The sequence below is a fragment of the Wenyingzhuangia sp. IMCC45533 genome (assembly GCF_054111225.1).
In genome coordinates, this window is record NZ_CM134197.1 from 2657838 (window position 1) to 2678120 (window position 20283).

The following is a 20283-nucleotide window of genomic DNA, read 5'->3' on the forward strand; positions in this document are numbered from 1 at the left end:
CTAAAAAAACTTTACTTTTCTAAAGTTTTGGGGATTGACCATGTGATTCCTCACATAAAAATACAATTTGAAATCAATTCACAACACAAGCTGTTAACTACGATAACAATAGGATCATGTGATTCCTCACATAAAAATACAATTTGAAATCAATTCACAACCAAAGCTGTGTTTGCAGCTACACCCGTAGGCATGTGATTCCTCACATAAAAATACAATTTGAAATAAATTCACAACCCAGCACCGAAAGTCATGTGACATACGGATCATGTGATTCCTCACATAAAAATACAATTTGAAATCAATTCACAACAGCTCAATTGGTGTAGCTGTATAAAAATGACATGTAATTCCTCACATAAAAATACAATTTGAAATCAATTCACAACTCAAATGTAACGGTTTAATCGAATTTTTTTCATGTGATTCCTCACATAAAAATACAATTTGAAATCAATTCATAACCCAGTTAAACTCATCAGCAACACATTTGTCCATGTGATTCCTCACATAAAAATACAATTTGAAATCAATTCACAACTCAATAGTTTGCCCTAAGTTATTGTTCAAGCATGTGATTCCTCACATAAAAATACAATTTGAAATCAATTCACAGCCTATACTATCATATTGTATATTGTCCTCATCATGTGATTCCTCACATAAAAATACAATTTGAAATCAATTCACAACAGCCACAAGGTTCGGTACGTGCTTGTGCATCATGTGATTCCTCACATAAAAATACAATTTGAAATCAATTCACAACACAACCACCACGTTAATAAGCCTAATTAATCATGTGATTCCTCACATAAAAATACAATTTGAAATCGATTAAGAATAAAAGAAGCTAAAAAATAATTAAAAACCCAAGTCCATTTTATGAAATTGGTTTTACTTAAAAAATTATATTTACACTTATCTTATTTGTAAAAATTCATGAAAGTTTCTGTTGTTATTGTTAACTATAATGTTCGCTACTTTTTAGAGTTGTGCTTGCTAAGCGTAAGTAAAGCTTTAAAAGGTATAGACGGAGAAATTATTGTGGTAGATAACGTATCTAAAGATAAGAGTTGCGAAATGGTAAAAGACCGTTTTCCTGAGGTTACTCTACTAGAAAATAATGAAAATGTAGGTTTTTCAAAAGCAAATAATCAGGGAGTAGCGATAGCTAAAGGAGAATACGTGTTAATTTTAAACCCGGATACGGTAGTAGGTGAAAACTTATTTCACGAAATTTTGCCGTTTGCAGATGAACAATCTGATTTGGGAGCGTTAGGAGTTCGTTTGATAGATGGTACGGGGGTATTTTTACCTGAAAGCAAAAGAGGATTGCCAACTCCTAAAAAATCGTTTTCAAGAATGTTGGGTTCTAACCGCGGAGGTTATTATGCAAGCTATTTAACTAAAGATGGTGTTGGAAAAATAGAAGTATTGGTGGGGGCTTTTATGTTAATGAAAAAAGAAAGATACCTAGAAGTTGGAGGTTTTGATGAGGACTATTTTATGTATGGAGAAGATATTGACTTGAGTTATAAACTTACCCAAGCAGGTTATACCAATTACTACAACGGAAAATCCATCGTAATTCACTATAAAGGAGAAAGTACCAGAAAAGATGTAAAGTATTTAAGACATTTTTACGGAGCGATGAACATCTTTTATCAGAAACATTTAAAACTTACAGGAATAGATTGTTTACTGATGAGGTTTGGGGTAAAGCTATGGTTCTTAATTAAATACTTAAAATTGAGTAACGCACCCATACTTATAGAGGATACTAAAAGAATATTGTTTGTAGGTGAGAGGGATGTAAATGTAGACTTGCAGTTGAATAAAAAAATCACCAGAATAGCTTCGTCAGAAGTAATTAAGTTAGAGGAGTTTATTAGAGAACACGATATACAAGAAATTTGGTTCGAAGAAAAATCTATGTCCTACCAAAGTATCATCAATCAAATAGGTACGCACAGATTTAATGAAGTTTTGTTTAAAATTTTACCAAATTCTACTAACTTTTTAATCGGTAGTAATTCATCCGACGGTAGAGGAGAGGTAATTTATCTCAAATAAAAAAGTCATCACGATTGTGATGACTTTTTTATTGACAGTATCCAATATTTTGTGTAAACAAAAATTCTACGGGGTTTAACTTTTTTAAAGTTGAACCCTTTTTTCAAATATAGTTAAGAACTGGTTAAGAATTAGTCCCCAATTGTGAATTGGCTGAGTCCATTTCTTAGTAATTTGCATCAAAGATAAATAAACTGATTTTTTCAAGGCATCGTCTGTTGGGAAGCTCATTTTGTTTTTAGTGTATTTTCTAATTTTGCCATTAAGATTTTCAATTAGATTGGTGGTGTAAATTATTTTTCTGATTTCTAAAGGGAAATCAAAGAACACGGTAAGTTCCTCCCAATTGTTACGCCAAGATTGTACTGCATAAGGATATTTATCATTCCATTTTTCAGCAAACTGGTCTAATTCGGCTTTAGCCATTTCTTTATTAGGAGCATTGTAAATATGCTTCATGTCTCCTGTAAAAGCTTTTTTGTCTTTCCAAACCACATAACGTGCACTGTTACGAATTTGATGAAACACACAGATTTGAGTATCTGCTGTTGGAAACACATTTTTAATGGATTGTGTGAATCCGTTGAGATTATCGGTAACAGTTACCAAAATATCTTCAACCCCTCTAGCCTTTAAATCAGTAAGTACTCCTTGCCAAAAAGCGGCAGATTCATTCATTCCTAACCACATTCCTAATAGTTCTTTGTGGCCTTCTCTGTTGAGCCCTACGGCTAAGTAAATAGTTTTGTTAACAACCTTTCCTCCTTGACGAACTTTAAATACAATTCCATCCATCCAAACTACGCAATAAACAGACTCTAAAGGCTTGTTTTGCCATTCTAATACTTCTTGATTGATTCTGTCTGTGATGATAGATATAGATGATGTGGAGAGCTTATAGCCATAAATTTGATAAAGTTCATCTTCAATATCAGAAACACTCATACCTTTTGCATAAAGCGAGATTACGATATTTTCTATAGACAGTGAAGTGCTTTTGTGTTTAGGAACCACAACAGGTTCAAAATCACTATTGCGATCACGTGGAACTTTAATCTCGCTTTGACCGAAGCGGTTCTTTACTTTTTTTGTAGTGCTACCATTGCGAGCATTAGTGTTGCTGCGTTTACCATTTTTGGGATAGCCCAAATGAGCATCCATCTCTCCTTGAAGCATAGCTTCTAAAGCGGCACTGTGTAATTCATTCAATAAATTACTTAAATCGTCTTCTGTTTTTAGGCCTTTTAATAGACCACTTTGTAAAAATTGATTTTTTAAATCATCCATAATAAAACTGTGTGTTATAAAATTAATCAAAAAATTAGGCGGGGTTTTAAAACCCCGCCTAATTTCTGTTTACACAGTTTTTTGGACACTACCTTTTTATTGCGTGGTCTTGGTCCCAATTTTTTTTGAGTCTCATTTTTTTATAAACTTTAACCATCAACATTAAAATCACAGATACCAGCAAAATACCCACAACTCCCCAGATCCAGCTAATACTGTTTTTTAAGACCACTAAAAAAACAACAGAGAACAAAATAATAGTGGCTACTTCATTCCATAATCTTAACTGAAATGTAGAGTATTTACAAACATTGTTTTTTAATTGTTTAAAAATCTTGTGGCAAACTAAGTGATAAACAAACAAGGCAAGCACAAAGGATAATTTTACCCACATCCATGTTTGGGTTAAAAAACCAGGAGAGAGGTATAGCAAACCAAAGGCTGTTAAAGCCGTTAATACTGCAGATGGCCATGTAATGATGTACCAAAGCCTTTTTTCCATCAGCTTGTACTGTTCTTGTAACACAATTCTTGCAGAGTCTTCTTTCGTTTCGGCTTCTTTGTGATAAATAAATAACCTGACGATGTAGAATAACCCCGCAAACCAGGTAACTACAAAAATAATGTGGAGCGATTTTAGGTATAAATATTCCATTGCTATTGATTTATCCAATCGTTTAACCAACCACATACAGTGTCTACCCAATCGTCTCTATCATTTAAACACGGAATTGTTTTGAATAATTCTCCTGTGTTCTCTTCAAATTCTTCTTTGGCTTCCATTCCTATTTCTTCAATAGTTTCCAAACAATCTGCAACAAAAGCAGGGGTAACTACAGCCAGTTTTTTTATTCCGTTCTGAGCTCTATCATTTATCGTTATGTCTGTATAAGGCTGTAACCAAGGATCTTTTCCTAATCTAGATTGAAAAGAAGTGCTGTAAAATCCAGGAGCTAAGCCCAGTTTTTTCGCAACTCCCTGCGTGGTTGCATAACATTGATGACGGTAGCAATATTGATGAGCCTCAGATTTTGTATTACAACATTCTCCGTTTAAAGCACAGTGGTTGCCTGTAACATCGGAGTTTTTAATATGTCTTTCGGGAACACCGTGATACGAGAAAAGCAAATGATCAAAATCTTCTTTGTCTAATTCCTCTTTAATGCTTTTAGAAAGAACTTCTATATAGTCGTCATTATCATAAAATGCAGGGAAGTCTGTAAGCGTGATGTTAGGGAACTTTTCTTTTACAATTTTGTTAGCCAACACTACAATGGTTTCCGTAGTAGCCATGGCAAATTGAGGATACAGAGGCATCAAAAGAATTTCTGTAACTCCTTGCTTTGCCAGTTCATCAATTCCACTTTCCATAGAGGGAGATCCGTATCTCATTCCCAAAGCCACAGGAACATTAATTTTTGATTTGACTTTTTTAGTGAATTTTTCGGAGATTACAATTAAAGGAGAACCTTCTTTTGTCCAGACCTTGCTGTAAGCTTCGGCAGATTGCTTGGGTCTGGTATTTAAAATAATTCCTTTTACCAGAAGAGCTCTTGTTACGTAGGGTAAATCTATCACCCTACTATCCATTAAAAATTCGTCTAAATATTTTCTTACATCGCTCACCGATGTACTGTTAGGAGATCCTAGATTTACTAATAATATTCCTTTCATTACTATGAGTTGTTTTGTTTTAATTGTTTTGTTATTTCGTATAAGCTAACGCTAAGACTATTCACTACGTTCATAGATGAATTTAATCCGTACATAGGAATGTGTATGCTTAAATCACATTTATTAAGTACCTCTTTTTGAATTCCGAATCGCTCCGAACCCACAACGAGTGCTATTTTATGATGTTGATTAAAATGATAGGTTTCTACGTTTTTACTGTGGTCGGTTATTTCCAAAGCAATAAGCGTGTAGTTTTCTTGTTTTAGTTTGTCTAGTGTTGTAATAATATCATCATAAAAAATAGTTTGAATATTTTTTTCGGTATTTCTAGCAGTTCTTTGTACCAGTCTGTTGTTTAAATCAGGAGAGTTGCTATTCAAATAGAAAGAGTGCACTCCAAAAGCCTCGGATACTCGCAAACTCATCCCTACATTCTGAGGGGTTCTCAGTTCCTCTCCAACAACCACTAAGGGGAATTTTTGCGTATTATTTGTTACATCGTCGTGCCTCAATTGTTCCATCAACCGTTATTTTGTTTGGTAAATTGTTTGGGGGTAATTCCGAATTTTCTTTTGAACGCTGCAATAAAGTGGCTAGAAGTGCTGTAACCTATTTTGTTACCAATTTCGTTCACGTTTAATTTGTTTTCTAACAACAACTTTTTGCTGTATTCTAACTTGTAATTCAGTAAAAAAGTAAATACAGGAGCTCCGTACACCTCCTTAAACCCTTGCTTTAGTTTTTTTAAATTTAATCCTACAGCCTTTGCTAAAGCCTCTAAAGAGGGAGGGTCGGCCATATGTTCTATCACCATGTTTTTAGCTTGTTTAAGCTGGGTCATGGTTTCTTCGTTAGACATAAAAGGGCAGTTGTCTTTGCTATTGTCCTCTATATTGCTAAAATACAAGCTAAAAAGTTCATAAGCTTTAGCTTTTAAAAACAAATGATTTAGAGGTGAATCATCTGGTTTGGTAACTATCTGATGCAGAACAACTTGTTGTGCAGGAGTAGTTGGTTTGGTATCTATAATGGGCTTACCGATAACAAAATTGTCAAAATTGAGTAGGTAGTTTTCTTCGGTGGTAAACAATGAATGAAAATATTTTACCGGAATTAACATGATAATCATCTGCGAATCGGGCAGGAGGTTGAAGAGGATGTTAGTTTCATCTTCATTAAAATAAACCATTCCAGACTCATTTTTATTCAAATGAATAGCACAGTGTTCCATGTTAAAAGCAACAGTGCTTTTGTTCTTTAAATTGAAAAATAATTGAATATAGTTATTTTCTGTTCTGTATATATAATGTTGATTGTCAGAAGAATTGTTGTTGAGCGTTAGTAAGGAAAATAAGTTTTTTTCGTCCACAAGTATATGAGTACTTTTGTCGATGTTTTGATATTTATTAGAATCGAAAAGCTTCATTTTTTATCGCTACTTTTTAGTATGTGTGAATACAAATTTACATCAAAAAGTACTAAAATAGACTGAAAATAAACTTTTTTTACAAGGAAGTATTACACAAAATATTTTATGTTTTTTGTCATGTTTCAATAGGTTTGTCTAGTGTTTTAAGCTATTTGTAATTAATTTAAATTGGGTGGAAAACCTTGGAGGGGTATTTAAAGTACTTTTATCGATATTAATAAAAAATTATTGGTAGTACTTTTGCCGATACTTATGGGATGTGAACATATGAATAAAGTAAAAATGGGAACGAAGCTTTACAATGTAGGGGTGAGTTATAAAAAAGCAGACGTGGAAACTCGCAGTGCTTTTAGCTTATCTAAACAAAAGCAAATTTCCTTGCTAAAAGATGCCAAGTCTAAAGGAATAGACGGCGTGATGGTTTTATCTACTTGTAATAGAACAGAAATTACAGGTTTTGCAAAACATCCTTTTGAGTTGATAGGCTTACTATGTGAACATTCGAATGGAACTGTAGAAGATTTTGTAAAATTTTCTAACGTTTTTAAGGGTTCAGAAGCCATTCAACATTTATTTGATATCGGAACAGGTCTCGAAAGTCAAATTTTAGGAGACTATGAAATTGTGGGGCAGTTAAAACAATCTTACCAATTGGCTCAAAAATACGGAACCATCAATACTTATTTACAGAGATTGATGAACTGTGTTTTACAGGCTAGCAAAGATGTAAAAAACAACACAAAATTAAGTTCTGGAACTACCTCGGTTGCTTATGCAGCTACTCAGTATATTATTGATAATGTAGAAAATTACAACTCTAAAAGAGTGTTGGTGTATGGTTTGGGAGAAATTGGTAAAAATGCTTGTAAAAACTTGCTTAAATACACTGAGAATAATAATATTCACTTAATTAATAGAACGCATGCCAGAGCTATTGAGTTTTCTGAAACGCATCAAAATGTAGCCATTAATACTTACGAAAATTTAGACGTAGAAATAGAAGATGCAGATATATTAATTGTTTCTACAGGATCAGAATTACCAACGATAACAAGTAAAAATGTTGCCAAAGACAAACGCTTGTTAATTTTAGATTTATCTATGCCTGAAAATGTAGATAAAGAAATTAAAAAATTAGAAGGAATTACATTAGTGAATGTAGATAAGCTTTCTAAAATAACAGATAAAACGCTGGCTAAGAGACAGTCTGAAATCCCTAAAGCTAAGTCTATCATTAATAGACACAAACAAGATTTTGTGGATTGGTTAGACCAAAGAAAATTTACCCCCGCAGTAGCTGCTTTAAAAACATCTTTACAATCTATTCAAGAAGATGAAATTAATTTTCATCAAAAAAAGATTGACGGTTTTAATACTGAGCATGCCGAGCAAATCACTTCTAGAATTATTCAAAAAATTACCACACAATTTGTAAAACATCTCAAGGAAGAAAGTACTTCTGTAGACCAGAGCATAGAAATTGTTAGTAAAATATTTAACGCTACTTTATAAAACTCACTAAATGAGTAAAATCATAAGAATTGGTACCAGAAATAGTGAGCTTGCTTTGTGGCAAGCCCATTTGGTACAGGGGCAATTAGAGCATTTAGGATACCCAACTAAAATTGTAGAATTGTCTTCCGTAGGAGATGAAATTTTAGATATTCCATTGCACCAAATAGGAAGTATGGGGGTTTTTACCAAAACTTTAGATGTAGCCATGTTACGTGGGCAGATAGATATTGCAGTTCATTCTTTAAAAGATGTACCTACGCAATTGCCTGAAACTATTGTACAAGCTGCTGTTTTAAAAAGGGCAGATGTGCATGATGTTATTGTGTACAAAGGAACAGAGGAGGAATTGTTGGCAGAAGGTGCTACTATAGCTACAGGTAGTTTAAGAAGAACAGCACAGTGGTTAAATAAATATCCCTCACACCATTTAACAGATTTACGTGGAAATGTAAATACACGTTTGCAAAAATTAACAGATAACAGTTGGAACGGAGCTATTTTTGCCAAGGCAGGCTTAGAGCGTATCAATTTGTTACCCAAAAAACATTTGGTGTTAGATTGGATGATTCCAGCCCCAGCTCAAGGGGCGATTATGATTACGGCTTTAGAAAGTGATAAAGAAGTTTTAGAAGCTTGTAAAAAATTACATCATAAAGAAACTGCTTTGTGCGTAGGGATTGAGCGTGATTTTATGAAGACTTTAGAGGGAGGATGTACTGCTCCTATTGGAGGATATGCCGAAATTGTGGAAGATAAAGTAGTGTTTAAAGGCTTGCTAAGTGCCATTGATGGCAAAGAGCAAAAGGGAGTTTTTAGAATAGCAGATATAAATGATGCTGATGATTTAGGAAAAATTTGTGGAGAAGAAGTTCTGGCAAATGGAGGCAAGGAGTTAATGGCGGAGATTAAAAAAACGATCAAGAAATAAAAAAGATTAGACTTTAAACATCGCTTTAAATGGTTTTTGAGGAATGATAAAATAGTATTCTGAAGTAAAAATGAAAATATTATCAACCAAAAAATTAACGGAAACACAGCTCAACCTATTACAAGGTTTTGAAGTTGATGAAGTGCCGATGATAAAGATATCGTACGGGTCAAATTTTAAGGTTGATGAGTGGGTTTCAAACGCTATATTTACAAGTGCAAACAGTGTAAAATCAGTATTTGAAATTCATCAAAATAATACAGATTGGTTTGATAGGGTGTATTGTGTGGGAAATAAAACGCAATATTTGTTAGAAAAACAGGGTTTAAAAGTAGATTTTGTAGCTAATAATGGTGTTGAGTTGGCTGAGTTTTTAGCTCATCATTTTTCATCAAAAGCGGAAGAATTAAAGCAAGTAAACTGGTTTTGCGGAAATTTGAGAAATGAAGAATTACCCACAATTCTAGCGGAAAATGGAATTATGGTTACAAAGTATTTGGTTTACCAAACGGAATTGATTTCCAGAAAACTAGAAAAAAAATACGATGCTATTTTGTTTTACAGTCCGTCAGGAATTAAGAGTTACATCAAAGAAAACAAAGTAACAGAAGTACCTGTCATTTGTATTGGAGTAACCACAGCTACGGAGGCAATAAATCATTTTAAAAATGTTTTTATAGCTGAGGATACTAGTGTAGAATCGGTGATAAAAAAAGCTATGGAGGTACTGAGTAATCAGGTTATTGTATAAGGTTAAGCACAGCCAAAAGCCATTGGCAAAAAACGAAAGGCTTATAAAATGAATAGAACAAGAAGGTTAAGAAAAACGGAAGGAATTAGAAGATTGGTAAGGGAAAACAAACTTACCGTGGACGATTTAATTTATCCGTTGTTTATAGAAGAGGGAGAAAACATAGAGAAAGAAATTGTTTCTATGCCAGGTATCTTTCGTTTTTCACTAGATAAACTTTCCAAAGAATTGGATGAGGTTGTCGGTTTAAATATACCTGCTGTATTGTTGTTCGGTATTCCATCAGAAAAAGATGATGAAGGAACTGAAACTTGGAATGATAACGGAATTATGCAACAGGCTGTGAGGTTCATTAAAAAGAATTATCCAAGTTTGTACGTGATAACAGATGTTTGCTTTTGTGAATATACAAGCCACGGACATTGTGGAATTATTCACGACAATGATGTTGATAATGATGCAACCTTAGTCAATTTAGCCAAACAAGTCATTTCTCATGCCAAGGCAGGGGTAGATATGGTAGCTCCGTCAGGGATGATGGATGGTACAGTAGAAACGATTAGAGAAGCCTTAGACAACAGTGGTTACCCTAATTTACCTATTATGGGGTATTCAGTAAAATATGCATCAGCATTTTACGGACCTTTTAGAGATGCAGCAGATTCTGCTCCTACATTTGGAGATAGAAGAACTTATCAAATGGATCCTGCTAATAGATTGGAAGGACATAGAGAAGCTTCTTTTGATGATGAGGCGGGGGTTGATATTTTAATGGTGAAACCCGCATTGTCTTATTTAGATATTATTAGAGATTTAAAGGAGGATTTTGATAGACCTGTTGCTTGCTACAATGTAAGCGGAGAATATGCGATGGTAAAAGCTGCAGCAGAAAAAGGTTGGATTGATGGAGAAAGAGTGATGATGGAATCTTTGCTATCTATGAAAAGAGCAGGAGCGGATATTATTATTACCTACTTTGCCAAAGAAGTAGCTAAAGTTTTAAATAGAAAAGATAATAACTAGGTTGTTTTGGCATATAATTAATCTACCAACGACGAATTAAAATGAGAAGTTTTGTAAAAGTAATAGTGTTTTTAAGTTCATTGTTTGGGTTTTCCCAAACACAAGAAATGCGCTGGACGGAGAATAAACTCACGTGGGATGACTTTAAAGGTGCTTATGAACCAAAGTCGAGCGGAAGCGCAAAAACGTGTTACAAAATAAATATTTCTCCTAGCAATGTACAAACTGATATACACGATCATATTATAAACTATGAAGTCGTTACGGTAGAAGCTGTTTTTTTGCCAGAAAAGTCTTGGTCAATTGATAAAAAAAATGATTCAAACTTACTAAGACACGAACAGTTGCATTTTGACATAGCCGAGTTATTTGCTAGAAAAATTAGAAAGAGATTTAGAGAGCTAAAAGATGTTAAAGATGCTAGGTTTTCTGAGTATCAAAATGCGTATTCGACTATATGGAAAGCTTGTAGAAAATTTCAAAAAAAATATGATTCAGAAACAATTCATGGTATCAAAAGAAAAGTCAATGACGAATGGAGTGAAAAAGTTTCTAAAGAATTGGATCTGTTACAAGCTTATAAATAAATCAGTTTGATTTGATAAGCTTAGAAAGTAATAGTATGTATTAGTCGAAAATTATAAAACAGATAGAAATTAACCTTACAAAGGTATATAAACATTGATACTTGTATCGAAATATCCAAAAAGAAATGAATTTTAAAAACTCGGAATATTTATATAAAAAAGGGTGTGAAAATTTGGTGGGTGCTGTAAATTCACCTGTAAGAGCTTTTGCTTCTGTAGGAGGAAACCCTTTGTTTATAGATAAAGCAAAAGGGGCTTATATAAAAGATGTTGATGGTAACAAATATATAGACTTGGTACTGTCGTACGGACCTATGATTTTAGGTCATAGAAACAAAAAAGTTGAAAAGGCTGTTTCTAGAGCTTTAAAAAAAGGATATTCTTTTGGAGCCTCTACTCATGCAGAAATTACGTTAGCTAAAATTGTTTGCGATGCTTTTCCTGGTATGGACAAAGTTAGATTTGTAAACTCTGGAACGGAAGCGGTGTTAAGCGCAATTCGATTGGCGAGAGCACATACAAATAAAGATAAAATTATTAAGTTTTCTGGATGCTACCACGGGCATATGGATGCCATGTTAGTGGCTGCGGGGTCTGGATTGGCAACACTAAGCTTACCAGGGTCTAAGGGGGTTCCCTCTCAAGCCGTAGAAAACACGTTAATCTCTGAATATAACAATTTAGAAAGTGTAAAAGCCCATTTCGAAAAACACGACGATATTGCTGCTGTTATTTTAGAGCCAGTAACAGGAAATATGGGAGTTGTGCAGCCTACAGATGAGTTTATCAAAGGATTGCGTGAAATAACAAAGGAGCATAATGCACTTTTAATTTGCGACGAAGTAATGACAGGCTTTCGTTCTAAGTTTGGGGGAGCGCAAGAAATTATTGGTGTACAGGCAGATATTACTTGCTTAGGAAAAGTAATTGGAGGAGGTTTTCCTGTAGGTGCTTACGGTGCTAGTAATGAGATTATGGAGAATGTGGCTCCATTGGGAGGTATGTATCAAGCAGGAACTTTATCGGGTAATCCCATTGCGATGGCAGCAGGAATTTCTACGCTAACAGAATTAAAAAAACAAAATCCGTATAATAAGTTTAACGTAGTAGCAGAAAAAATTGAAGGATTTTTACTAACGGCTGCCAAAAAATACGGAGTGGATTTAACTGTAAATAGATTTGGATCGATGATGAATCCTTTCTTTACCGCTACCGAAGTAACAAATTTTGTAGATGCACAAACCTCAGATACCTCTAAATTTGCTAAGTTCTTTTGGGCGATGATAGAAAATGGAGTGTTTTTACCACCTTCTCAGTTCGAAGCTTGGTTTTTGTCTTCTTCTCTAACTATTAGAGAAATGAAAAAACTAGAGGTGGCAATTGATGCTTCTATGAAATTGGTAGCAGATGTCAAGTAGGCAAGTGCACTAGATGCATGCATAATTTTATAGAATCAATGATAGCATCAGAAATAGGTGTATTGCCAAAGTTGACCTTCAAAGAAGCGAATAACAGAATAATTAAAATTCAAAAATGCTACTTAGCGTTCATAAACAATTAAAATCAAAATAGTAAGCAAGTACTAGATACTAGCTACCAGCTACTAACTACTAATTATGATAAAAAACGACCTATATTTAAGAGCCCTAAAAGGAGAAACTGTAGAAAGACCTCCTGTGTGGATGATGAGACAAGCTGGAAGATATTTACCAGAGTTCCAAGAAATCAAAAAGAAATACGATTTTTTCACACGTTGTCAAACGCCAGAATTGGCAGCAGAAATTACGGTACAACCCATTCGTAGATACGGAATGGATGCAGCCATTTTATTTTCGGATATTTTGGTAGTGCCACAAGCGATGAATATAGAGGTGGAGATGAAAAACGGAATTGGGCCTTGGTTACCCAATCCGATAAAAAATATTCAAGATGTAGAAAAAGCAATTGTTCCTAATATTGATGAAACTTTAGGATATGTAATGGATGCCATCAAACTGACCAAAGAGATGTTGAATGATGAAATACCATTGATTGGTTTTGCAGGATCTCCGTGGACAATTTTGTGCTACTGTATTCAAGGGCAGGGTTCTAAAAACTTTGATAAAGCAAAAGAATTTTGTTTTACTCAGCCTTTAGCGGCTCATACTTTGTTACAAAAAATTACAGATACGACCATTGCTTATTTAAAGAAAAAAGTAGAAGCTGGGGTGAATGCAGTTCAAGTATTTGATTCATGGGGTGGGATGTTATCTCCAGTAGATTATCAAGAATTTTCTTGGAAATACATCAATCAAATTATAGAAGCGTTAAAAGACGATGCTCCTGTAATTGCCTTTGGAAAGGGATGTTGGTTTGCATTAGAAGAAATGTCTAAATCAAATGCTTCGGCTTTAGGAGTAGATTGGACCATCACACCAGAGTGGGCTCGTAAATTAACGGGAGGTAACATAACGCTACAAGGAAATTTTGATCCTACTCGTTTATTTTCACCACCCTCAGAAATAAAGAAGCAAGTAAAAACAATGATTGATGCTTTTGGTAAGGACAAATACATTGTAAACCTAGGGCATGGTATTTTACCAAACATCGGTTTAGAAAACGCAGGTGCTTTTATAGAAGCTGTAAAGGAGTACGGAAATTAGTATTTGATACTCAGCACAAAATATTAAGTGGTAGCTCTGTACTTGCTACTTTGTACTCTATACTGAAATAAATGAAAGAACAATTTTACCAATACTTACAAAATTTACAAGACGCTATTTGTAAAGGTTTAGAAGCAGTAGACGGACAAGCCAAATTTGTAGAAGATTTATGGGATAGACCTGAGGGAGGTGGAGGACGTACACGTGTAATTTCTAACGGAAACGTTTTTGAAAAAGGAGGAGTTAATATATCTTCCGTACACGGTACGCTGCCAACAGCGATGCAAAAAAGTTTTGGAGTTTCAGATTCTAATTTCTACGCTTGTGGTTTGAGTTTGGTTATTCATCCTACCAATCCAATGGCTCCTACGGTACACGCTAACTGGAGGTATTTTGAACTTTACAATGATCAGGGAGAAGTGGTAACACAATGGTTTGGAGGTGGGCAAGATTTAACTCCGTATTATTTGTTTAACGAAGATGCAAGCCATTTTCACTCCACATGTAAAAAAGCTTGTGATCTTCATGATCCAATGTTTTATCCTACTTACAAAAAGAAGTGTGATGAATACTTTTGGAATACTCATAGAAATGAGGCTAGAGGGATAGGAGGCTTGTTTTTTGATTATTGCAAACCTTCTAATGAAATGTCTTTAGAGCAGTGGTATAATTTTGTGACAGAAGTAGGAAACAGCTTTTTAGAAAGTTACGTACCTATTGTAAATAAACGTAAAGATTTAACCTATACCAAAGACCAAAGAGATTGGCAAGAAGTAAGAAGAGGACGTTATGTGGAGTTTAATTTGGTTCACGATAGGGGAACTTTGTTTGGTCTAAAAACAAACGGAAGAATAGAGTCCATTTTAATGAGCTTACCTCCTCATGTGCAATGGCATTACTGCCATGAGCCAAAGAAAGGAAGTTGGGAAGAAGAACTGATTAAAGTTTTAAAGAGTCCCAAAGACTGGGTTTAATTATAAAAGGCGAAATAAATATTTCGTCTTTTTTTTGAACAAAATCTACTGTTGCTTTGTCTCGCAGAATCCGCATGAGGATCGTTTAGATTGTCAATTTACTCCAGTATAACTTACAGATTAAAAATAGGCAAACACATTTTAATGACCCTTAAACAAATGAAAAAACACATAAGAACATATAAATTATTGCTTGTAAATTAAACCTTAGGGTTAATATTTAGTTTTGTTTATAGTAAATACTTAACACTTGTTTTATCGCATGAAATATAAAATTACCTTCATTTTTTTAGTGGCAACCATTAGTTTATTTTCACAACATATCAACTTTGATTCTAATTGGAAGTTTAAACAAGAAGATATTGAGGAAGCGCAGAATACTACCTATAATGATAAGACTTGGAGTCCCTTGAATTTACCTCACGATTGGAGTATTGAAGGAGCTTACGACGAATCCAATCCAATGGGAGATAAGTGCGGTTATTTACCTGCAGGTATAGGGTGGTACAGAAAAACAATAGCTATTCCGAAAGAGTGGAAGGAAAAGTTTGTGGAAATATATTTTGAAGGGGTTTTTATGAATAGCACCGTTTGGGCAAATGGGCAGAAATTAGGAACAAGACCTTATGGATGGATTTCATTTGCGTATGATATTAGTAAAATAGTAGATTCATCTAACGAAATTACTTTTGCAGTAAGAGTAGATAATAGCAAACAACCTGCAGCAAGGTGGTATACAGGGAGTGGAATTTACGCTCATGTTTGGTTAGATGTTAAGAATAAAACTCATATCAAAAGAGATGGTGTTTTTATAAAAACCAAAGGCAATAATATTTCTGTTTCAACAGAAGTAGTTAGCACAGGTAGTTCAAAGAAAACAGGAGCAACTTTAAAAACCAAAGTACTAGATAACAAAGGAAATTCAGTTGGAGAAATTCAAAGAAAACTTAAGGTTTGTCCACAAGAACATAACACAGTTGATAGCCAAATACAGTTAAACGATGTCAATTTATGGAGTGTTGATAGTCCGTATTTGTACACTTTAGTTTCCGAGGTGTGGGTCAACGGAAAAATGATGGATGTTGTCAAGACTAAATTCGGAGTTAGAGATTTAAAATGGATACCTGAAACTGGAATTTGGTTAAACGGAAAAAACATAAAGCTACAAGGAGTTTGTAATCATCAAGAAGCAGGAGCTTTAGGAGCTGCTGTCCCAGATAAAATCATCCGTTATAGAATTCAACAATTAAAGAACATGGGGGTAAATGCTATCAGAACTTCGCACAATCCTCAAACTCCAATTTTTTATGATATCTGTGATGAATTGGGAATGCTAGTGATGGACGAAATTTTTGATGGATGGATGAAAAAAGCAGATGAAGATTACGGAGCACGTTTTTTTGATGAATGGTGGAAAAAAGATTTGACAGATTGGATTAAGAGAGATAGAAATCACCCCTCCATCATTATCTATAGTGTAGGTAATGAGACCAAAGGAGAGATAGGAAAAGAATTAGTTGCCCAATGCCATTTAATAGACAACACAAGACCTGTAACATCGGGTCATTCAGAATCTCATTTTATGGATGTTTTGGGGGTAAATGGACATAGCGAGAAAAAAGGTTTTTTTGATCATTTGGAAGAAGAGCAAAACGGAAAAGTATTTGTAGGAACTGAAAACACACATACTTGGCAAGTAAGAGGATATTATAGAACTAAAACTTGGTTTAGAGATGGTTTTCCAAGTAAAAAACAAAAACCTTATGCTTTACTAGATTTAACAAAGAAAGAAGTTTTTACCCACGATTGGATTGACCATTCTGAGAGATCTAATCACAAACAAATTTTTAATTCTAGTTACGACAATGCAATGGTACGAGTAAGCTCTCGTTTGAACATCGCTCAAATAAGAGATATTCCCGCTTACGCAGGTTCCTTTAGATGGACTGGTCATGATTATATAGGTGAGGCAGGGTATGTTCACGGAGGTTGGCCTTTTAAAGCTTTTATGGGTGGAGCTATTGATTTGGCAAATTTTGAGAAAGATTTGTATTATTTGTATCAAAGTCAGTGGACTAATGAGCCAATGGTTCATATTTTACCACACTGGACACATCCTAAGGTAGCCTTGGGAACAGAAATTCCGGTTTGGATATATTCTAATTGTGATGAAGTGGAATTGTTTTATAACAATACCTCCTTAGGAAAACTCAAACCAGGGAAAGATTGGCAGAAAATGCAATGTCAATGGATGGTGAAGTGGAATCCGGGTACTTTAAAAGCAATTGGATATAAAAATGGAAAAATAGTTTCACAGCAAACAGTAAAAACAGCAGATGCTCCCTCTAAAATTAAGTTGAGTGTGGACGGAGAGCCGTTATCTAAAACAGCAAACGATATTGTACAGGTGCGTGTAACCACTACCGATGCTAAAAATAAATTTTATCCTTATGGAGAAAATAGAACTTACTTTAATGTGCTAGGTGCAGGTAAAATTAAAAGTTTAGGAAACGGTAGTCCTGTAGATGTGGAACAGCACGTAGGACCTAATCATAGAAAAGCGTTTTATGGTTTGACCAGAGCATTTATAGAATCCACTAATTCAGACGGTGATGTAGCTTTATTAGCAAGTTGTATTTTAGGAGAAAAGAAACTAATTACATCTCAAAAAGTAAGTATTGATACAGATTTATTAGTGCTCAGGGGAAATAAGCCCAATGTTGATATAGAAATCTATTATACCACCGATGGAACTACTCCCACAAAAAAATCATCTAGATATTTACAGAGTTTTGATGTTGATTTGGGAACCACAGTAAAAGCTTTGTTAGTTTTAAACGGAAAAGAAGTTCAGCTAATGGAAGAAACTTTTTCTAAAAAGCAAGGTTTTACTTGGAATGAACATACAAACCAGAATACGGTAATAGGGGAGCAGGCAGAAAATGCAAAAATAGAAGACGGTCGTATTGCTAAAAAAGGAAATGGTTTTTATGGAAAAGGATTTGTAAGACTAGATAATCAAATTGGAGCTGCTATAGAGTGGTATCAAGAAAATGATGGAGGAGAAGGAGATGCGGATTTGTTCATCAGGTATAGTGGGAAATATAGCAACGCACCAGGAACGTATATCAAAGTAATCGTGAACAATGAAGTAATCAAAGAAAAGATGTTTTTAAGAAATACTAGAAACACGAATAACTTTTGGAACAAAGTAAAATTACCTATAAAAATCTTAAGGGGTGCTAATACCATAAGAATTGAGACACTAGAAAACAAAGGTTTGAGTATCGATGAAATTTTAATAAACTAGATAAAAAATTACGATATAAAACATTGTTTAGTTAGATTTGAGGTGTAAAAATTGAAATAGCAAGGTTTTTGCACTGTCTTACTAATCTAGCTAATCAAACCAAAAATGTTAAGCATAAAGCATATATAAACGCACGCAAACAAAACTTATATGGATAGCGACAAAAAAAATAAGTATTTACGTTTTTTTTGTAGCCCCAGCATTATATTGTCAAATAAGCTATTTAATAAAACTCAATAAAAAATTAGAAATACCATGATTAAAAAAATTGCACTTATTTTTTTACTTTTCGTAAGTCAACTTAGCACTAATATATATAGCCAAGTAATAAATGTTTCAGAATTTGGAATAAAGCCAGGGAAAGATGTCACGTTAGAGTTGAATCAGTTAATTAAATCTTTAAAAGGAAAAAAAGGAGTTACTTTATTTTTTCCAAAAGGACAGTACGACTTTTATCCTGAAAATGCCGTTGAACAATACAGAGCAGTTACCAATCACGACAATAGCATAAAAAAAATGGCGTTCCCATTATTTGGGTTCGAAAACTTCACTCTGGACGGTAATGGTTCTACCTTTATGTTTCACGGTAAAATATGCCCAATTACTGTAGAAAACGGAAATCATACAATTTTAAAAAACTTTACCATAGACTGGAAGCAGTCTTTTGTAAACGAACTAAAAGTATTAAGCAATAATACAGAAGAAAACTCCTTTGTAGCAGAAGTAAATTCAGGTACTTCTGAGTTTGAGGTTAAAAAAGGACAAATATATTTTAAGCATTATGATTGGAGCGATCCTATTGGACAAAACATAGCATTTGATCCTAAAACGAGTACCGCTATTTGGGACACTAGAAGTTATTACTTAAGTCCTAAAGGGAAAGTAACTAAGCTAAGCGATAAGACAGCTAAATTCACTAATTTCACAAAAAAAACACCTCCTGTAGGTACTATTTTTGCTGCTTATGGACCTTCCCCAGGAGGTAATAGATTTGCACAAGCTATACATTTGTCTCAGACTAATAATACAATAATAGAAAATGTAACTGTTTACGCTGCGGGTGGTATGGCTGTAATTGCGGAACGATGCGAAAATGTTACCTTAGATAAGTTGTCCGTAACATCAAGAAAAGATAGAACTTTTTCTACCAGAGCAGATGCAACACACTTTGTTGGGTGTAAAGGATTGATTAAAGTTGAGAATTGCTTGCTAGAGCATATGCTAGATGATGGAATTAATGTACACGGAGCATACGTTAAAGTAATGGAGTACATAGGAAATAACAAATTTATTTGTGAAACTAGTCATGTTCAACAGATGGGATTTATTTTTGGAGGTGCTGGAGATAAAGTAATGTTAACTTCGAGAGAAACCGTATTGCCTATTTTTGAAACTACTATTAAGGAAGCAGAGTACTTAAATGAACAGAGAATATTATTGACGGTATCTGAAATGCCAAAAAAATTACCAGCTGGATTGCTTTCTTTTGAAAATTTAACGTGGAATCCAGATTTAGAATTAAGAAACAATACAATAAGAGATAATAGAGCGAGAGCAGCTTTGATTACAACTAAAGGAAACGTAATTGTAGAAAACAATTTCTTCTCATCTCAAATGCACGGAATTTTAATCGAAGGAGATAACAAAAAATGGTACGAATCTGGTGGAGTTAAAAACGTTGTTATCCAAAACAATACTTTTGAAAATATAGGATATGGAAATGGACAATCCTACCCGTTATTTGCCTCTCCAATGTTAACTCCACAGCAAAAATTAGGAGATAGAAAATTTCATAATAACATTACTTTTAGTAACAACACCATAAAAAGTTTTAACGGACATTTGGTACATGCGCTATCTGTTAAGAATTTAAAAATAGAAGGAAACCTAATAGAAGGAGATAAATCTACTTATCCTTTAGGAAAGCAATTATCTTCTATAAGTTTGGATTATTGTGAGGACGTAACTATCCAAAAAAACAAGTACAAAGGTTTTGATTGGAAAAATACCATCCATGTAAAAGAAAATTGTACTAATGTTAATATCAAGAAAAACAAAGATTTAAGTAAATAATTTTATGTTAGGAA

Annotated in this window: 16 protein-coding genes; 11 read left to right on the top strand and 5 right to left on the bottom strand. The window is 34.0% G+C overall.

Features of this window, described 5'->3' with window-relative positions; genetic code table 11:
- Nucleotides 1-942: 942 nt before the first annotated feature.
- Nucleotides 943-2076, top strand: a complete 1134-nt coding sequence (locus tag ACXGQW_RS11825) for a glycosyltransferase family 2 protein (RefSeq protein WP_457823020.1) — start codon at nucleotides 943-945, stop codon at nucleotides 2074-2076.
- 84 nt (nucleotides 2077-2160) lie between these two features.
- On the opposite strand, the gene ACXGQW_RS11830 is transcribed toward ACXGQW_RS11825, so the two are convergent.
- The 5 genes from ACXGQW_RS11830 to ACXGQW_RS11850 all read right to left on the bottom strand — a co-directional run bounded on the left by ACXGQW_RS11830 (nucleotide 2161) and on the right by ACXGQW_RS11850 (nucleotide 6463).
- A complete protein-coding gene (locus ACXGQW_RS11830) occupies nucleotides 2161-3363 on the bottom strand; it encodes an IS256 family transposase (protein ID WP_457823021.1) in 1203 nt (400 codons plus the stop codon).
- An 88-nt stretch (nucleotides 3364-3451) separates the two neighbouring features.
- Nucleotides 3452-4018 (bottom strand): CopD family protein, encoded by a 567-nt coding sequence (locus ACXGQW_RS11835; protein ID WP_457823022.1) that lies wholly within the window; start codon nucleotides 4016-4018, stop codon nucleotides 3452-3454.
- A gap of 2 nt (nucleotides 4019-4020) precedes the next feature.
- Nucleotides 4021-5037 carry a ferrochelatase gene (gene hemH / locus ACXGQW_RS11840; RefSeq protein ID WP_457823023.1) on the bottom strand — a complete coding sequence of 339 codons (1017 nt, stop codon included), beginning with the start codon at nucleotides 5035-5037 and terminating at the stop codon, nucleotides 4021-4023.
- A gap of 2 nt (nucleotides 5038-5039) precedes the next feature.
- Nucleotides 5040-5558: a TrmH family RNA methyltransferase gene (locus tag ACXGQW_RS11845; protein ID WP_457823024.1), complete on the bottom strand. Its 519-nt coding sequence runs from the start codon at nucleotides 5556-5558 to the stop codon at nucleotides 5040-5042.
- Nucleotides 5558-6463, bottom strand: a complete 906-nt coding sequence (locus tag ACXGQW_RS11850) for a helix-turn-helix transcriptional regulator (protein ID WP_457823025.1) — start codon at nucleotides 6461-6463, stop codon at nucleotides 5558-5560. The genes ACXGQW_RS11845 and ACXGQW_RS11850 overlap by 1 nt, the downstream gene beginning before the upstream one ends.
- 270 nt (nucleotides 6464-6733) lie before the next feature.
- Here ACXGQW_RS11850 and hemA point away from each other — a divergent pair, with 270 nt between their 5' ends.
- From hemA to ACXGQW_RS11900, 10 genes are all read left to right on the top strand, one after another.
- A complete protein-coding gene (gene hemA, locus ACXGQW_RS11855) occupies nucleotides 6734-7978 on the top strand; it encodes a glutamyl-tRNA reductase (RefSeq protein WP_457823026.1) in 1245 nt (414 codons plus the stop codon).
- Between the two features lie 10 nt (nucleotides 7979-7988).
- On the top strand, nucleotides 7989-8909 hold the full coding sequence (gene hemC / locus ACXGQW_RS11860; protein ID WP_457823027.1) for a hydroxymethylbilane synthase: 921 nt from the start codon (nucleotides 7989-7991) through the stop codon (nucleotides 8907-8909).
- A gap of 70 nt (nucleotides 8910-8979) precedes the next feature.
- The gene (locus ACXGQW_RS11865) at nucleotides 8980-9660 is read left to right on the top strand and encodes a uroporphyrinogen-III synthase (protein WP_457823028.1); all 681 of its coding nucleotides are present in this window, start codon (nucleotides 8980-8982) and stop codon (nucleotides 9658-9660) included.
- A gap of 48 nt (nucleotides 9661-9708) precedes the next feature.
- A complete protein-coding gene (gene hemB / locus ACXGQW_RS11870; protein WP_457823029.1) occupies nucleotides 9709-10683 on the top strand; it encodes a porphobilinogen synthase in 975 nt (324 codons plus the stop codon).
- Nucleotides 10684-10724: 41 nt separating this feature from the next.
- Complete coding sequence (locus ACXGQW_RS11875; protein WP_457823030.1) at nucleotides 10725-11270, top strand: DUF922 domain-containing protein; 546 nt, start codon at nucleotides 10725-10727, stop codon at nucleotides 11268-11270.
- A 125-nt stretch (nucleotides 11271-11395) separates the two neighbouring features.
- On the top strand, nucleotides 11396-12688 hold the full coding sequence (gene hemL, locus ACXGQW_RS11880; RefSeq protein ID WP_457823031.1) for a glutamate-1-semialdehyde 2,1-aminomutase: 1293 nt from the start codon (nucleotides 11396-11398) through the stop codon (nucleotides 12686-12688).
- Nucleotides 12689-12886: 198 nt separating this feature from the next.
- Nucleotides 12887-13912 carry a uroporphyrinogen decarboxylase gene (gene hemE, locus ACXGQW_RS11885; protein ID WP_457823032.1) on the top strand — a complete coding sequence of 342 codons (1026 nt, stop codon included), beginning with the start codon at nucleotides 12887-12889 and terminating at the stop codon, nucleotides 13910-13912.
- A gap of 71 nt (nucleotides 13913-13983) precedes the next feature.
- Entirely contained in the window at nucleotides 13984-14886 is a 903-nt protein-coding gene (gene hemF, locus ACXGQW_RS11890; protein ID WP_457823033.1) for an oxygen-dependent coproporphyrinogen oxidase, read from the top strand.
- Between the two features lie 262 nt (nucleotides 14887-15148).
- Entirely contained in the window at nucleotides 15149-18196 is a 3048-nt protein-coding gene (locus ACXGQW_RS11895; protein ID WP_457823034.1) for a glycoside hydrolase family 2 TIM barrel-domain containing protein, read from the top strand.
- A 255-nt stretch (nucleotides 18197-18451) separates the two neighbouring features.
- A complete protein-coding gene (locus tag ACXGQW_RS11900; protein WP_457823035.1) occupies nucleotides 18452-20269 on the top strand; it encodes an alpha-1,3-galactosidase-related protein in 1818 nt (605 codons plus the stop codon).
- The last annotated feature ends 14 nt before the right edge of the window (nucleotides 20270-20283 follow it).

Bases quoted from the DNA above. Each gene is read 5' to 3' on its own strand.
- ACXGQW_RS11835 (WP_457823022.1), bottom strand. From the start codon at position 4,018: ATGGAATATTTATACCTAAAATCGCTCCACATTATTTTTGTAGTTACC.
- hemL (WP_457823031.1), top strand. From the start codon at position 11,396: ATGAATTTTAAAAACTCGGAATATTTATATAAAAAAGGGTGTGAAAAT.
- hemE (WP_457823032.1), top strand. From the start codon at position 12,887: ATGATAAAAAACGACCTATATTTAAGAGCCCTAAAAGGAGAAACTGTA.
- ACXGQW_RS11895 (WP_457823034.1), top strand. From the start codon at position 15,149: ATGAAATATAAAATTACCTTCATTTTTTTAGTGGCAACCATTAGTTTA.
- ACXGQW_RS11845 (WP_457823024.1), bottom strand. From the start codon at position 5,558: ATGGAACAATTGAGGCACGACGATGTAACAAATAATACGCAAAAATTC.
- ACXGQW_RS11825 (WP_457823020.1), top strand. From the start codon at position 943: ATGAAAGTTTCTGTTGTTATTGTTAACTATAATGTTCGCTACTTTTTA.
- ACXGQW_RS11830 (WP_457823021.1), bottom strand. From the start codon at position 3,363: ATGGATGATTTAAAAAATCAATTTTTACAAAGTGGTCTATTAAAAGGC.
- ACXGQW_RS11900 (WP_457823035.1), top strand. From the start codon at position 18,452: ATGATTAAAAAAATTGCACTTATTTTTTTACTTTTCGTAAGTCAACTT.
- ACXGQW_RS11875 (WP_457823030.1), top strand. From the start codon at position 10,725: ATGAGAAGTTTTGTAAAAGTAATAGTGTTTTTAAGTTCATTGTTTGGG.
- hemH (WP_457823023.1), bottom strand. From the start codon at position 5,037: ATGAAAGGAATATTATTAGTAAATCTAGGATCTCCTAACAGTACATCG.
- hemA (WP_457823026.1), top strand. From the start codon at position 6,734: ATGAATAAAGTAAAAATGGGAACGAAGCTTTACAATGTAGGGGTGAGT.
- hemB (WP_457823029.1), top strand. From the start codon at position 9,709: ATGAATAGAACAAGAAGGTTAAGAAAAACGGAAGGAATTAGAAGATTG.
- ACXGQW_RS11865 (WP_457823028.1), top strand. From the start codon at position 8,980: ATGAAAATATTATCAACCAAAAAATTAACGGAAACACAGCTCAACCTA.
- hemC (WP_457823027.1), top strand. From the start codon at position 7,989: ATGAGTAAAATCATAAGAATTGGTACCAGAAATAGTGAGCTTGCTTTG.
- hemF (WP_457823033.1), top strand. From the start codon at position 13,984: ATGAAAGAACAATTTTACCAATACTTACAAAATTTACAAGACGCTATT.
- ACXGQW_RS11850 (WP_457823025.1), bottom strand. From the start codon at position 6,463: ATGAAGCTTTTCGATTCTAATAAATATCAAAACATCGACAAAAGTACT.